This window comes from Wolbachia endosymbiont of Drosophila mauritiana (assembly GCF_004795975.1).
Lineage (GTDB): Bacteria > Pseudomonadota > Alphaproteobacteria > Rickettsiales > Anaplasmataceae > Wolbachia.
Genome location: NZ_CP034335.1, coordinates 173,217 through 187,298, shown reverse-complemented (window position 1 = coordinate 187,298; position 14,082 = coordinate 173,217). Strand labels below are relative to the sequence as shown.

16 protein-coding genes are annotated in these 14,082 nt (G+C 33.7%); 9 read left to right on the top strand and 7 right to left on the bottom strand.

What is annotated here, in order from left to right; all coding sequences use genetic code 11:
* Nucleotides 1-279 precede the first annotated feature (279 nt).
* From hflK to EJB00_RS00950, 8 genes are all read left to right on the top strand, one after another.
* A complete protein-coding gene (gene hflK, locus EJB00_RS00985) occupies nucleotides 280-1,305 on the top strand; it encodes an FtsH protease activity modulator HflK (RefSeq protein WP_015588174.1) in 1,026 nt (341 codons plus the stop codon).
* Nucleotides 1,306-1,307: 2 nt separating this feature from the next.
* Nucleotides 1,308-2,180: a protease modulator HflC gene (gene hflC / locus EJB00_RS00980; RefSeq protein WP_135352941.1), complete on the top strand. Its 873-nt coding sequence runs from the start codon at nucleotides 1,308-1,310 to the stop codon at nucleotides 2,178-2,180.
* A 3-nt stretch (nucleotides 2,181-2,183) separates the two neighbouring features.
* On the top strand, nucleotides 2,184-3,647 hold the full coding sequence (locus tag EJB00_RS00975) for a DegQ family serine endoprotease (RefSeq protein ID WP_135352942.1): 1,464 nt from the start codon (nucleotides 2,184-2,186) through the stop codon (nucleotides 3,645-3,647).
* 372 nt (nucleotides 3,648-4,019) lie between these two features.
* A complete protein-coding gene (locus EJB00_RS00970; protein WP_136132825.1) occupies nucleotides 4,020-6,113 on the top strand; it encodes a collagen-like protein in 2,094 nt (697 codons plus the stop codon).
* Between the two features lie 98 nt (nucleotides 6,114-6,211).
* A complete protein-coding gene (locus EJB00_RS00965) occupies nucleotides 6,212-7,231 on the top strand; it encodes an IS110 family RNA-guided transposase (protein WP_135352742.1) in 1,020 nt (339 codons plus the stop codon).
* 64 nt (nucleotides 7,232-7,295) lie between these two features.
* A complete protein-coding gene (locus EJB00_RS00960) occupies nucleotides 7,296-7,439 on the top strand; it encodes a hypothetical protein (RefSeq protein WP_225416329.1) in 144 nt (47 codons plus the stop codon).
* Entirely contained in the window at nucleotides 7,432-7,920 is a 489-nt protein-coding gene (locus tag EJB00_RS00955; RefSeq protein ID WP_015588274.1) for an RNA pyrophosphohydrolase, read from the top strand. Before EJB00_RS00960 ends, EJB00_RS00955 begins: the two co-directional genes overlap by 8 nt.
* Nucleotides 7,910-8,698 (top strand): TatD family hydrolase, encoded by a 789-nt coding sequence (locus EJB00_RS00950; RefSeq protein WP_135352735.1) that lies wholly within the window; start codon nucleotides 7,910-7,912, stop codon nucleotides 8,696-8,698. The genes EJB00_RS00955 and EJB00_RS00950 overlap by 11 nt, the downstream gene beginning before the upstream one ends.
* A gap of 5 nt (nucleotides 8,699-8,703) precedes the next feature.
* Here the strand turns inward: EJB00_RS00950 and mdh are convergent, their stop codons facing one another.
* The 7 genes from mdh to EJB00_RS00915 are packed head-to-tail and all read right to left on the bottom strand — an operon-like array spanning nucleotide 8,704 to nucleotide 12,488.
* A complete protein-coding gene (gene mdh / locus EJB00_RS00945; RefSeq protein ID WP_015588276.1) occupies nucleotides 8,704-9,648 on the bottom strand; it encodes a malate dehydrogenase in 945 nt (314 codons plus the stop codon).
* A gap of 3 nt (nucleotides 9,649-9,651) precedes the next feature.
* Nucleotides 9,652-10,227 carry an NADH-quinone oxidoreductase subunit C gene (locus EJB00_RS00940; protein ID WP_135352736.1) on the bottom strand — a complete coding sequence of 192 codons (576 nt, stop codon included), beginning with the start codon at nucleotides 10,225-10,227 and terminating at the stop codon, nucleotides 9,652-9,654.
* Nucleotide 10,228: 1 nt separating this feature from the next.
* Nucleotides 10,229-10,732, bottom strand: coding sequence for a NuoB/complex I 20 kDa subunit family protein (locus EJB00_RS00935; protein WP_015588278.1), 504 nt, complete (start codon nucleotides 10,730-10,732; stop codon nucleotides 10,229-10,231).
* On the bottom strand, nucleotides 10,723-11,076 hold the full coding sequence (locus EJB00_RS00930) for an NADH-quinone oxidoreductase subunit A (RefSeq protein ID WP_015588279.1): 354 nt from the start codon (nucleotides 11,074-11,076) through the stop codon (nucleotides 10,723-10,725). The genes EJB00_RS00935 and EJB00_RS00930 overlap by 10 nt, the downstream gene beginning before the upstream one ends.
* A gap of 17 nt (nucleotides 11,077-11,093) precedes the next feature.
* A complete protein-coding gene (locus tag EJB00_RS00925; protein ID WP_015588280.1) occupies nucleotides 11,094-11,462 on the bottom strand; it encodes an HIT domain-containing protein in 369 nt (122 codons plus the stop codon).
* 6 nt (nucleotides 11,463-11,468) lie between these two features.
* Entirely contained in the window at nucleotides 11,469-11,750 is a 282-nt protein-coding gene (locus EJB00_RS00920) for a hypothetical protein (protein ID WP_041581354.1), read from the bottom strand.
* A gap of 3 nt (nucleotides 11,751-11,753) precedes the next feature.
* Nucleotides 11,754-12,488, bottom strand: coding sequence for a hypothetical protein (locus tag EJB00_RS00915; RefSeq protein ID WP_015588282.1), 735 nt, complete (start codon nucleotides 12,486-12,488; stop codon nucleotides 11,754-11,756).
* Between the two features lie 184 nt (nucleotides 12,489-12,672).
* Here EJB00_RS00915 and EJB00_RS00910 point away from each other — a divergent pair, with 184 nt between their 5' ends.
* The gene (locus EJB00_RS00910) at nucleotides 12,673-14,049 is read left to right on the top strand and encodes a UDP-N-acetylmuramoyl-tripeptide--D-alanyl-D-alanine ligase (protein ID WP_135352737.1); all 1,377 of its coding nucleotides are present in this window, start codon (nucleotides 12,673-12,675) and stop codon (nucleotides 14,047-14,049) included.
* Nucleotides 14,050-14,082: the final 33 nt, after the last annotated feature.

The window sequence follows — 14,082 nt, the reverse complement described above, 5'->3', positions numbered from 1 at the left end:
TTTATTATGCAGCTACTTGATTAAAATTAAGTTTCCTAAATCCCAGGCATTGTCTTTTATGTTAATAATTAATATACAACTAAAGATACTTATCAAAAACGACAATAAAGAATTCAAAAAAAGCTAGAAATTCTGTAGAATTGACCATAACATATAGAAAAAAAGGAAGTGTATGATCACATCCTTCACTCTGATCATTAATTTGTAAACAAAATAGTTTTGCATTTTTTGATAAGATTAAGTAATATCAGCGTATTAGTTATACAATTAATAATTTTTATGGATGAGCGTAATCCTTGGAATCTTGGAAAGAAACCGTCAGGTCCAGGTAATGAAGATATTTTAAGTAAAGCTGTGTCTGATATAAGATGCTTTTTTAATGGCTTAACCAGAAATAGAGGGAAAAAACCTTATTTCATCATTTTCATTGTTTTGTTGTTTTATTTTTGTACTGGTTTCTATATTGTCCATCCGAGTGAGGAAGGTATAGAACTTACTTTTGGCAAATATTCCAATACAGAAACATCTGGTTTGCGCTATCACTTTCCCTATCCTGTTGGTAAGGTTTTTAAAGTGAATGTTAAAGAAGTAAATCGTGAAGAAATTGGCATAAGCAGCTCTTATGGGCGAGATACAGATCGTGGTGAAGGAGTGATGCTCACCGGAGATGAGAACATAGTCAACGTTAACTTTGAGGTCCAATGGAGAGTCAGGGATGCTAAAGATTATTTATTCAAAGTGCGGGATTATAAACCTGGTTTTAGCGTTAAAAATGCTGCTGAAAGTGCTATGAGAGAAATAATAGGTAAGAATACGATCTCTTTTGCACTCGAAGGTCAAGGCAGGGCTGAAATTTCCAGAGATACTAGAATTTTATTGCAACAGATTCTTGATGGATATCAAATGGGTATAGAGATTTTATCCATTCAAATGAAAAAAATTGATCCACCAGAAAAGGTGATTAGCTCATTTAGGGATGTACAAAGTGCTCGCGCAGATAAGGAGCGTATCATAAACGAAGCATACGCTTACAGTAATGATATTATACCTCGTGCAAAAGGTGAAGCAATAAAGATAAAATTAGATGCAGAAGCATACGAGAATGAAATAATAAATGAAGCAAAAGGTAATGCAAATCGCTTTTTATCTCTTCATGAAGAATATAGACAAAATCCTTCTCTTGTTAAGAATCGTATTTATCTTGAAACTATGGAAAATATTTTTAGCAAGGTAGATAAATTTGTTATAACAGACGATCTAAAAGGTATGTTCTCTTATTTACCTCTTACAAATCTAGGAAAATAGTCATGAGTAGTAATATTAAAATTGTTTTTGCTTTTGTATTTGTTGCATTATTGATTGCATTATCTAATTCAATCTTTGTTGTTCAAGAAACAAAACAAGCGATAGTTATACAATTAGGTAAAGTCGTCAGAGATGTTAAAGACAGTGGTTTATATTTTAAGCTACCATTTATAAATAACGTAGAATTTCTTGATAAGAGAATTTTAGATCTAAGTCCTGATAAAACTCCAAGGGAAGTGATAACTGCAGATCAAAAGCGTATTATAGTAGATGCTTATGCAAAATATAAAATAATAGATCCTATCACTTTTTACCAAACTGTGAAAAATGAATCAGGGCTAGTTAGAAGATTATATCCTGTCATAGAAGCTCACATAAGAGAGAATATAGGAAGATTTTCATTAATTAGTTTGTTGAATGAAAAGAGATCAGAAGTTATGCAATTAATTCAACGTGGAGTTTATTCTGAAGCTGGAAAATTTGGCATAGAAATAATAGATGTAAGAATTAAGAGAGCAGATCTACCAGAAGAAAATAGTTCTGCAATATTCCGCCGCATGCAAACTGAAAGGGAAAAGGAAGCAAAAGAAATTAGAGCAGAAGGAGAACAAGCTGGACAAGAAATTAGATCAAAAGCTGATAAATTAAAAAGGGGAATTGTCTCTAGTGCAGTAAAAGAATCACATGAAATAAGAGGCCGTAGTTATGCTGAAGCAACTAGAATCTATAATGAGGCATTCAAGGTTGATGAAGAGTTTTTTAACTTTTATCGCTCTATGAAAGCTTACAGTAAATCATTTGTTGAGGGTAATACTAAATTTGTGCTTTCACCAAATAATAATTTCTTAGATATTTTGAACAAGGGATGGAAATAGCTTATGAAAAGTAAAGCATTTATTTTATCTATATTTGCATATTTTTTAATTTCATTTTCTTCATATGCTAATCTGTTTGCAAAAACAGTTGCAGATCCTGTATGCAGTTGTAACAAAGGGCTTGCTGATATAGTAGAAGAACTTATTCCCGCAGTTGTAAATATTTCAAGTGAGCAAATAGTTAAGCAAGAAAATAACAGTAGAACTAAAATTCCCTTTACACCAAGAAATAATTTCTTTGATGACTTTAGAGAATTTTTCGAGCATTTTGATCAATTTTTTGATAGAGCTCCTAGCATTAATAGAGAAGTGACGTTACTTGGGTCTGGATTTATTATAGATAAAAGTGGAACCATAGTAACCAACTATCACGTTATTAAAAATGCCCAAGATATTACAGTTACTATGAACGATAATAGTTATTTCAAAGCAGAAGTTTTAGGCTATGATGCAAAAACTGATCTTGCTGCGCTTAAGATTAATTCTGATAAAGATCTTCCTTTTGTTGAATTTGGTAATTCTGATAAAGCAAGAGTTGGTGATACAGTTATTGCAATAGGCAACCCTTTTGGTTTAGGTGGCTCTGTAAGTAAAGGAATTGTGTCTGCAAGATCTAGAGACATTAGTATTGGTACTATGAATGAATTTATTCAAACTGATGCTGCAATTAATAGAGGTAACTCAGGGGGACCACTATTTCATCTAAATGGAAAAGTTATAGGTATTAATACTGCTATTTATTCCCCATCTGAGTCTGGCGGTAACGTGGGTATAGGCTTTGCTATACCATCTAATCTAGCTATTTCAATTATTGACACATTAAAAAGTGGTAAAAAAATAAAACATGGTTGGCTTGGTGTGCAAGTTCAGCCTATAACAAAAGAATTTGCTGAATCCTTAGGTTTAAAAGATATTAAAGGTGCATTAGTTGCAAGCGTAGTAAAGGGCAGTCCTGCAGAGAAAGGAGGAATCAAAGTAGGTGATATACTATTAGAGTTTGACGGCAAAAAAATTGATAGAATGACGCAATTACCTCATATGGTTTCACGAACTGAGCCCGGAAAGAAAGTACAGGTTAAATTACTTAGAAAAGGTAAAGAAGTCAATATCAAGGTTGCAATCGAGGAATCTACAAATGATGATTCAGGTAATAATCAAGAAGAAAATAAATCAACATCTAGTTATATAAGTGGTTTAACCGTTTCAAATTTGCCAAAAGAACTAAAAAATAATGCACCCACAAAGGGTGTAGTAGTTATTAGTGTAGATAGTAGTAGTAATTCTACACTACGTGTTATTAAGAAAGGTGATATAATTATCCAACTAGATGGAATCGATATTGAAAATACTAATGATTTTCAAAAACAAATTGATTCAGCAGTAAAAAAAGACGGCAAAGATTCAGTAATGCTGCTTATTTATCGCAACGGCAATCAATTTTTCACCTCAATCAAATTGAAGAAGTAGCTATTTATCTAGCTGGTCATGAAAAAATTGCTTGACAAATTTAACTAGCTTCTTTATCCTGAGGGTAAAGGTATTTCTGTAGATTAATAAAATTTATCCCTATACTGAAAACGTTTCCAACGAGATTATGGAAGAACTAGATTTCAGTATCAAGCACTGGAGCGATATCATCTATAAGATGAAAGAGCTGTAGTGGTAAGAAGCTGGATAATATAAAACCTTTTTATAATCAGTTTAAAAAGGATAACTTTCTTTCACAAATTAATTTATAATTAAATTAGTATAAAATATAATTATATTTACTGATCATCATTATTAATCAATAATTAATACCCATAAATTAATTATATCTAATCGCAAAGGGAGGTGGAGATGCGTTTTAAACTAGAAAAAGAAGATATTTCACAAAATGATTGTAATAATAGAACTGGTCGTAGGGTACCTGCACAAATAAGATTAAATAACAAAACAACATTTAGCCTGAATAGTGCATCTTACATTATCACCGGAGATGATAATCAGCGTTTTAAAATTCTGGATTTGAATAACAGGGAAAGTACACTAGACGACTCATTCCAAGGGCTACAACTAAAGCTACAAAAGGTAGGAAATGATTACAAATTTGCTTTAGTTACTACTTCTGATCAACCTTATTATTATTACTATGATGGCAAAAATACTATCATAGATACTATTGATCGTATACCTCATGGTTACACAAATGGTTTCTATGTTAACACATATAATCGTGAAAGCTGTAGTATTTATTATGCACCGCTAGAAAACAGGAAGGTTTTAATAGATCCAAAAGACATAATTAGTAGCAAAAATATCACCCTTACTGTTCAGGATCTTCAAAATTCACCTAATAAAAGATTGAAAATAGAAATAGGAGACTATTTTTTTAAGGAATCGCAATATATATACAGATACTATAAGAGTGCTAATGTATATGATTCAACTGGTAGAAAAGTTGGCATATTGAATCATATCTTTCCACAGTTCAGTCTTGCACGCAATACATTCGAGTTATTTCCTTTTCATGAAATTGAGAGCTTGGAAACGCAAGATAACTATTTCGCAGTAAAAAAGTTAGGCAATAATTATGTTGGTTGCATATCGTATGAAAATAGCACATGCAAAAATTTTCATGATTTTAACCCTAATTCTTTTGGGTATGAGCGCGACAATAGACCAGGTCCATATCCTTATTATTACAACTTAGAAAATTTTGATAACTTTTTGGAGGTTGATGTGAATATTCAAGAACATATAAATTTAGAAACAGAAATTGAACTTTTAAAACGCAGAATTGAAAGATTAGAACATACTGGTGTACAAGGTCCTAAAGGTGAGCCAGGTGTAAGGGGAGTAAAAGGTGATATGGGCTACTATGGATTGACTGGTCCTCAAGGTGACAAGGGGGATACTGGATCGTCAGGTGCGCATGGATCAAAAGGCGATCAAGGACCTAAAGGAGAAAAAGGAAATCAAGGCACTAATGGAATAACTCCAAGTATTAATCAAGTTGTTACCGAATTTTCTTCTAACAGAGCCCATCTATATACTTTAGCAGCAGCTATAATGGAAAAAGATCAGCTTAATTCCATGGGATTTTCAGAAAGAATAGCACATTTTTTTGGTGAGCGTGTAAAGCGAGAAGATTCTTTAAAAGCGTTAGTTAAGGGCGTACAAGGTCCTCCAGGCCAAAAGGGTGAACCAGGCCGTAACGGTGAACCGGGGTTAAAGGGCGAACAAGGTTCCAAAGGTAATAAGGGTGATCGAGGTTTTCTTGGTCCAGAAGGTTCTAAAGGAGATACTGGAACGTCAGGTGCGCCTGGATCAAAAGGAGATAAAGGTCCTATAGGACCTAAAGGAGAAAAAGGGAATCAAGGCACTAATGGAATAACTCCAAGTATTAATCAAGTTGTTACCGAATTTTCTTCTAACAGAACCCATCTAAATCCTTTAGCAGTAGCTATAATGGAAAAAGATCAACTTAATTCCATGGGATTTTCAGAAAGAATAGCACATTTTTTTGGTGAGCGTGTAAAGCGAGAAGATTCTTTAAAAGCGTTAGTTAAGGGCGTACAAGGTCCTCCAGGCCAAAAGGGTGAATCAGGCCGTAACGGTGAACCGGGGTTAAAGGGCGAGCAAGGTTCCAAAGGTAATAAGGGTGACCGAGGTTTTCTTGGTCCAGAAGGTTCTAAAGGAGATACTGGCTCTAAAGGTGACAAAGGAGAGCCAGGTGCACCTGGATCAAAAGGAGATATTGGATTACCAGGTCCTCAAGGTATACAAGGTCCTCCAGGTTTACGAGGTAATAAAGGTGATCAAGGTTCTCCAGGCATACAAGGACAAAAAGGTGATATTGGTCCTAAAGGAGTAGATGGAACTATGGGAATAAAAGGTGATATGGGTGAGAAAGGAGAGATTAACTGCCCCTGCCACCGAAAATCATCGTGAGGCTCACAAAATGTGATGTGATGACCTCGTATAGGAGTTTGGAACAACCGGCAATATTCTACTCTGATATATTGAAATATGCAATTGGAGGAAAAAATATGCGTCACATTGGAGTTGATTTACATACCAATAGTTTTACTGCTTGTTACTTACAGGAAGGGAAACCTGAGCATATTCAAACGTTTCGCTTAAAAGACTTGGATAATTTCACCAAAGATCTTCAAGAAACAGATGAAGTAGCCATAGAAGCAACAGGTAATAGCTGTTTCTTTTATGATGCAGTTTCACCTTACGTTAAATGCATAGTAATAATTGCTCCTGGGCAGTTTGAAGTTGTTCGTCGCTCTGTGAACAAAACAGATAAGCATGATGCACGAGCTATTGCTTTCTTTCTCAGCAAAGATATGTTGCCTGAGGCAAGGTGCAAAAACAAACAATGCCAGCAGTTAGCTTCTCTTCTTCAAACGAGAGATCAGTTAGTAAAGTCACGGGTATCTTTAATCAATAAAGTTCATGGTCTTTTTAATTACCATGGAATAAAAATTAAAAAAGAAGTACTTACAACTAAAGTAGGATTTGAACGTGCTACTCAAAAGCATAATTGGGATCCTTTAGAAAAAGTTGAAATTGAAGTGATTAGCTATCATTTAGAAGCTATCCGAGAAAGCCTTAAAAAGCTTGAAAAGGAAATTATAGCTTTCGCTAAACAACTTCCTGGGTTCAGCAATCTTATCAGCATAAAGGGAATAGGTCCAATTTCTGCAGCTGTTTTTATTGTAACAATTGGAGACATTAATGATTTCCGTAGACCTGAGAAACTTACTGCATATTTTGGAGTTGTACCAAGAGTTTCTCAATCTAATCAGCAATGTACAATTGGAAGAATTACCAAACGAGGGTCAAAAATAGCGCGTACTTCTTTAGTTCAATGTACTTGGATTGCTGTACGTTACAGTCCTTACTTGAAAAGCTTTTATGAACATATAAAAAAGAAGCGTGGTTCTGCTAAGGCTATAACTGCTACTGCTAGAAAATTTCTTATAACTATTTTCTACACTCTTAAAAATAACTGGGTTTTTAAAGATTTTACAAAATTTGAAATTTCTACTGGACAATAATCATAGGAGAAAAATTACTGATTCAGATTTTGCTATGAGAAGAATTAAAGAAAAGAAACTATTTGTGCCTCAAGGTTCACTTAAAATTGATAACTCAAACTTAAGCGCAAAAGAAGTTGCAAAAAAAATTGTTGAAAAAATGAATAGTAAAAAAGTAGTTGGAACTTCTATGATAGATAATTTAGCAGCAGAGAGCATTTGTGATTAGTGAAGAGAAAGAGTATCGCCCTTGTGTTGGCATAATGTTATTTAACAAACAAGGAAATATTTTTATTGGAAAACGCTTTGATAGTGACTCTTATTGGCAGATGCCACAAGGTGGAATTGATGATGGTGAAGAGCTAGAGCAGGCAGCGCTACGTGAGCTATTGGAGGAAGCTGGTACTGATAAAGCAGAAGTTGTGGCCCAAAATAAAGATTGGATATACTACAACTTACCTGAGGAAGTTATACCAACATGCTGGAATGGGAAGTATTCTGGCCAAAAGCAAAGGTGGTTCTTAATGAAATTTTGTGGGAAGGATAAGGATATTAATATTAACTATACTGATCATCCAGAGTTCAAAGAGTGGCGTTGGCAAAATGTAGATGATTTGGTAGCCAGTGCCATACCGTTCAAAAAAGAAGTTTATAAAAAAGTGATAGAAGAGTTTTCTTCTATCATAAAAGGATCTATTTATGATAATTGATTCTCATTGTCATCTAATTTATTTTTCTGGTGATGAAATACCAAAGGTAATTTCAAGAGCAGAGCAAAATGGTGTGAGAATTTTGCATAACATATGTATAAGCATTAATGATATCCCTAAATTATTAAAAATCTCTTCATCCTATGATCAAGTCTACTGCTCCGTTGGTATACATCCGCTTGATACTACTGTGGAAAAAGGTGAGTGTATAAATGCTGATGAATTGATTGAATTTACTAAGGGCAAAAAGGTAATTAGTATCGGTGAAACCGGATTAGATTTTTATAAATCTGATAACAAAAGCTATCAGAAAGAAAGTTTTGTATCACACATAGAAACAGCAAGAGTAACGGGATTACCTTTAGTTATTCACACTAGAAATGCTGATAGTGAGATGATTGATATGTTAAATTCAGAAATGAAGAAAGACGCTTTTAGTGGAGTAATGCATTGCTTTGCTTCTTCTAAGGAGCTTGCTTATAAAGCTATGGACTTGGGATTATACATTTCATTTTCTGGAATTATTACTTTTAAAAATGCGAGCTTACTCAGAGAAATTGCACAAAATGTACCACGTGAACGTGTTTTAGTTGAAACTGATGCACCTTATCTATCTCCTGAGCCTTACAGAGGAAGAAAAAATGAACCGGCAATGGTGAAATATGTTGTGAATTGTTTAGCAGAATTATGGAATGAATCGCCGGAACAAGTAGCAAAAATAACTACAAATAATTTTTTTAAGCTGTTTACAAAACTTGAGCTCAAAGAAATTATATAGGACAATTAATTTAGCCGACAAAGCTCTTCCACTGCATTTACAGATTTATTGAACATCTCTTGTTCACTATCATCCATCTTAACTTCTAGAATTTTCTCAACTCCATTTTTGCCAATAATAGTAGGAACACCAATGAATAAGTCTTTCACACCATATTCACCATTAAGATAAGCAGCGCATGGTAATATACGCCTTTTATCTTTTAAGTATGATTCTAGCATGCTTATGGCTGAAGATGCAGGAGCATAGTATGCAGATCCAGATTTAAGTAGATCAACTATTTCTTTTCCACCATTACGAGTGCGCTCAACTATTTCATCAACTTTTCCTCGCGTAATCAAACCCATCTCAATGATTTGGGTAAGTGGAATGCCAGCAATTGAAGCATAATTGATTAGTGGTACCATAGTATCACCATGTCCTCCAAGCACAAAAGCAGATACATCTTCGACAGAAATATTTAACTCACTTGCAAGAAAATAACGAAAACGAGCAGAGTCAAGCACTCCTGCCATACCAACAATCATATTAGTTGGCAGACTTGAAGATTTGTGTACTACTGAAACCATAGCATCTAAAGGATTGGTAACCACTATTACAAATGCGTTTGGAGAATGTTTTTTAATATTTTCCCCAACCTCTTTCATTACTGCAGCATTAGTTTGCAGAAGGTCATCTCTGCTCATTCCAGGTTTTCTGGCAATGCCAGCAGTTATTATAATTGCGTCAGAGCTTTTTATATCTTCATACCTATTTGTACCAGTAATATTGACATTAGACCCATCAATAGGAGATGATTCTACAATGTCAAGCGCTTTACCTTGTGGTATTCCATTGCTGACATCAAGCAAAACAATATCTCCTAGCTCTCTTAGTGCAATCATATGGGCAAGCGTTCCACCGATATTTCCTGCGCCAATCAAAGATATTTTTTTTCTTTGTGCTGTCATTTTTTACTCCTTTATATTTACTTTTGTGGCTTTCCTACCTTCCCAAGGGGATAAGCTGTCAAACATACGAAAATCTTGCGGTAAGTCTATAGGATTATATATAACCTTTTTTGTCTCTATATCGTATCTTACTTCCTCGTAGCCAGTGAGAGAAAAATCTTTTAACATTGGATGACCTTTGAATCCATAATCCGTTAAAATCCTACGTAAATCAGGGTGATCAGAAAACTCTATTCCATACATATCAAATACTTCACGCTCAAACCACGAAGCTGCGTTAAATATCTTTGCTACACTTAGAGGTATATCACCTTCACATAACTGAAGCTTTATGTGCACTCTGATATTGTGTACAACGCTGAGCAAATTGTATATTAGCTCGAAACGTTTTTCTCTATCTGGGTAATCAACTCCAAAAACGTCAACTAATAATTCAAGCCTACACTTTTCATCATCACGTAGAAAGAGTAAGTGATTTTCAATGTCATTCAAAGCTGAATATATTACAATAGTGCCATCATTTTTCTGAATACATTCACATTTAGTCTTTTTTTGTATGTATTTTGCAGTTTTATCCATGCTATATATTTTTAGTTCGTTTTATTTTATTTTGTAGACATAGCATTCCATATAGCAACGCCTCAGCAGTTGGAGGGCATCCAGGAACATACACATCAACTGGCACAATTCTATCGCAACCACGGACTACTGAGTAAGAATAATGATAATAGCCACCGCCATTTGCACAACTTCCCATAGAAACGACGTATTTGGGATCTGCCATTTGATCATAAACTTTACGCAATGCTGCTGCCATTTTATTAGTTAACGTGCCAGCAACAATCATAACATCTGCTTGCCTTGGGCTTGCACGAAAGATTATGCCATATCTATCAAGATCATAACGACTGGATGCAGTGTGCATCATCTCTACTGCGCAACATGCAAGACCAAATGTCATTGGCCACAATGAACCAGACCTTGCCCAGTTCATTATATAATCTATTAAATCACCAAATTTAGTGATAAGAAAACCTTCTTTTTTGTAACGATTCCAGTCGCCATTAGATAAATTTACTCCCATTCCAACGCACCTTTACACCACTCATAAATAAAGCCTATAGTAAGTATTGCAAGGAATATCATCATAGACCAAAATCCGTAATAGCTTATTTTAGATAAAGAAACGGCCCAAGGAAAAAGAAAAGCAATTTCTAAATCGAATATTATGAACAATATTGCAACTAAGTAAAATTTTATGTCGAAACTTTTTCTGGCTCTTGATAAAGGATTAAAGCCACACTCATATGTAGAAAGCTTTTCACCATCTGGGTTACTGACTGCAAGAAACATAGGTAATACACCTAAAGTAAAGGATAATACAATTGATACACAGATAAAAATTAATATAGTTAAATATTCACTCATTTAAAAAACATATAACACTATGAATTTACATGCTTTCCTAATCTTTTACCACCTAAAATATGTATGTGAAAGTGCGGTATAACTTGCTCTCCATCTTTACCGTGATTAGTAACTAATCTATATCCTGTTTTTTCTAAGTTATATTTATGTGCTATTTCTCTAACAGTTTTAAAAAAACTTACTATTTCCTCTTCGGAAGCTTTCAGAACAAAATCATCGTATGAAACGTATTGAGCTTTTGGTATAACTAGAATATGAACTGGTGCATCAGGATACTTATCACGAAAAGCTAGCACATTTTCATTTTTATGTATTTCCTCATAATACAACTCACCTCTTAATATCTTAGCAAAGATATTAGTGTCATCATAAGCTGTACTACCCATACTTTATTAAATTCCTGGTCCTCTTCTATTTTGCTTATGATTTGGTGTAGAAGGTGGGCTTATTGCTGCTTCGCTAGAAGCATCTTCAAGACTTGAAACGTCTTTTAGCTGTATATCTTGTCCACGCAAAACTGACCCATAGTCCATTTGGTGTCTTTTTGAAAACGTTTCTATTCTATTTGCCCTTCTTGCAGCAATAACTTCTGGTTGTAAATGATACATATCTCCAGGAACAGTTAGGCTATGATACCTTTCCTCTATTTGAACTTCTTTCATAACACTCTCCATAATTTATTTCCCCCTACCTCTTATGCTTTCGCAACTTTCAAAATCTTGTTTAATAGCTTTTTGCCAATTATTTAAAATTTTCTCTGATGATTTTTCTTTATCCATAGGCCTTACAACTTCCTGTGACTTCTGCTTTTTACTATCATATCCACTATACAACTTTTCTGCAATACCATACAGCAATTTCCGATCTGTGTGAACTTTAAACTCTCCACCAGTAATTTTTGCCAAATTTTTAAGATCACAATCAATCTTATTATAAATTCCTTCAAGAGCGTACTTTTTCATTACTTTTTCATCCATACCTAGATTTTTATCTTTTATTTCTTGGATAATCTTTTCAACATCAACTTCAATTACAATTTTGTTTTCTTCTCTAAAAATAGTTATATTGGGCAGATCTTCCCTTATTTCATCTAATTTCTCTGGACTCAAGTAAGGTATATCCCCCGTTAAAGTTCTTGACGCTAAAAAACTTACCTTACCTTTTTCTTGTTTTATTATTTGTATGCCAAGGTACTTACTAGCTTCTGTGGTTTTTATAGGTGGGTCATATTTCTCTTCTTCTTTAGGTACATCACTCACAGCGTTTTTTAATGAAACTTTAGCATCATGCTTCATTTCATCAATTGAAGCAAACGGTTTCTTTATAGGATAAATAAGTGCTTTAGGCACAAGAAAAAACACGCCTTTTATCTTAGCCAAAATAGACTTTTTATTTGACTCATCTTTTGCCATACATACCTCCAAATCACTTTCTACAATCAGATGGTAAAATACACCTAATTATAGACGAAAATGTTTAAGCTTGTATATCTATTATAAGATGAAATTATAGAAATAGCAATCATTATTTGTACATTACCAAAGTATGTAGTATTTTTGCTGCTTTTCTTGTTCAAATTACCTTTAAAGATAAATTATGTTAAAATGGAACGCAAATAATATTATCGATGCTACTGGCGGAAGAGGGGAGGGTGTTTGTAATTCGGTATATAGCTCAAATATTTCAACGGATACAAGAAGCATAAAAAAAGGTGATTTATTTATTGCTCTCAAGGGAAAGAAATTTGATGGGCATGATTTTCTACATGAAGCATTTTTAAAAGGAGCTGTTGCTGCGGTAGTAAGCGAAGATAAATATAGAAATTTTCCTCTAATTATTGTGCAAGATACTCTAAAAGCTTTGCATAATATGGCATCATATTACATTAGAAATATTCTTGTTAATGCTAAAGTTATCACAATTACAGGTAGTGTTGGGAAAACCACTACAAAAGATATGCTTAACACTGTTTTGTTGCATTATGGAGTATCTCATGTAAATGAAGGTAACTTGAATAATAATATAGGATTGCCTTTTACGATTCTAAAAGCGCCAGAAGATTGCCAGTACTTAATCCTTGAAATAGGAATGAGTAGAGCTGGTGAAATAAAAGAATTATCGGAGATTAGCAATCCGGATATTGCAGTTATTACCAACATTGAACCTGCGCATGTTGAAAATTTTTCATCTCTACTTGATATTGCGCAAGCGAAATTAGAAATTCTACATGGTATGAAAAATAATGGTACTTTGGTTTTGAATAAGGATAATGAACATTATGATTATCTCTTATCAAATGCTAACAGAAATGTAGTAAGCTTTGGTAAGAATGAAAGTGCTACTATTTGTTTGTTAGACCTAATAAGAGACGATAACGGTCTAAATTTAAAAATCAAACTGAACAATGGTCAAATTATGAACTGTAATTTACCTGTAAAAGGCGAACATTTTGCATACTCTGCATTAGTTGTTACAGCAGTTTTGCAAAGTCTCGAACTTGATTTATCTAAATTACCACTAGTACTTGAGAATTTTACTGTAACAGAAGGTAGAGGTAATGTTCATCAAGCTAAATACAATGGAAAATTAGTACATTTGATTAACGACTCCTATAATGCTAACCCTACTTCAATGAAGGCTGCAATAAGAACTTTAGGTACATATTCTAATTTAAGAAAAGTGGCACTACTTGGCGATATGTTAGAACTTGGTAATGAAAGCATAGTATTTCATACAGAATTGCTTGACTCTATAGTAGAACAAAATGTGAATAAAGTTCATACGGTTGGTAAATTTATGTTAGAATTGAATAAACTTTTACCGGAGAATATAAAAGGCATGCATTTCGATGATTCTAACAAATTGAAAAGTAATTTAGCTAATATTGTTCAAGATAATGATGTAATTTTAGTTAAAGGTTCTCATGGAATGAGAATGGACCTTATAGTGCAGGAATTCACAATAGAATATTAAATAAAACTATTGTATTAATTTAAAGTTAAGTTA

Excerpts from the sequence above, each read along its gene's own strand:
- EJB00_RS00915 (WP_015588282.1), bottom strand. The coding sequence starts at position 12,488 with ATGGCAAAAGATGAGTCAAATAAAAAGTCTATTTTGGCTAAGATAAAA.
- EJB00_RS00910 (WP_135352737.1), top strand. The coding sequence starts at position 12,673 with ATGTTAAAATGGAACGCAAATAATATTATCGATGCTACTGGCGGAAGA.
- EJB00_RS00950 (WP_135352735.1), top strand. The coding sequence starts at position 7,910 with ATGATAATTGATTCTCATTGTCATCTAATTTATTTTTCTGGTGATGAA.
- EJB00_RS00935 (WP_015588278.1), bottom strand. The coding sequence starts at position 10,732 with ATGGGAGTAAATTTATCTAATGGCGACTGGAATCGTTACAAAAAAGAA.
- EJB00_RS00925 (WP_015588280.1), bottom strand. The coding sequence starts at position 11,462 with ATGGGTAGTACAGCTTATGATGACACTAATATCTTTGCTAAGATATTA.
- EJB00_RS00920 (WP_041581354.1), bottom strand. The coding sequence starts at position 11,750 with ATGGAGAGTGTTATGAAAGAAGTTCAAATAGAGGAAAGGTATCATAGC.
- EJB00_RS00970 (WP_136132825.1), top strand. The coding sequence starts at position 4,020 with ATGCGTTTTAAACTAGAAAAAGAAGATATTTCACAAAATGATTGTAAT.
- hflC (WP_135352941.1), top strand. The coding sequence starts at position 1,308 with ATGAGTAGTAATATTAAAATTGTTTTTGCTTTTGTATTTGTTGCATTA.
- EJB00_RS00940 (WP_135352736.1), bottom strand. The coding sequence starts at position 10,227 with ATGGATAAAACTGCAAAATACATACAAAAAAAGACTAAATGTGAATGT.
- hflK (WP_015588174.1), top strand. The coding sequence starts at position 280 with ATGGATGAGCGTAATCCTTGGAATCTTGGAAAGAAACCGTCAGGTCCA.
- mdh (WP_015588276.1), bottom strand. The coding sequence starts at position 9,648 with ATGACAGCACAAAGAAAAAAAATATCTTTGATTGGCGCAGGAAATATC.
- EJB00_RS00965 (WP_135352742.1), top strand. The coding sequence starts at position 6,212 with ATGCGTCACATTGGAGTTGATTTACATACCAATAGTTTTACTGCTTGT.
- EJB00_RS00975 (WP_135352942.1), top strand. The coding sequence starts at position 2,184 with ATGAAAAGTAAAGCATTTATTTTATCTATATTTGCATATTTTTTAATT.
- EJB00_RS00930 (WP_015588279.1), bottom strand. The coding sequence starts at position 11,076 with ATGAGTGAATATTTAACTATATTAATTTTTATCTGTGTATCAATTGTA.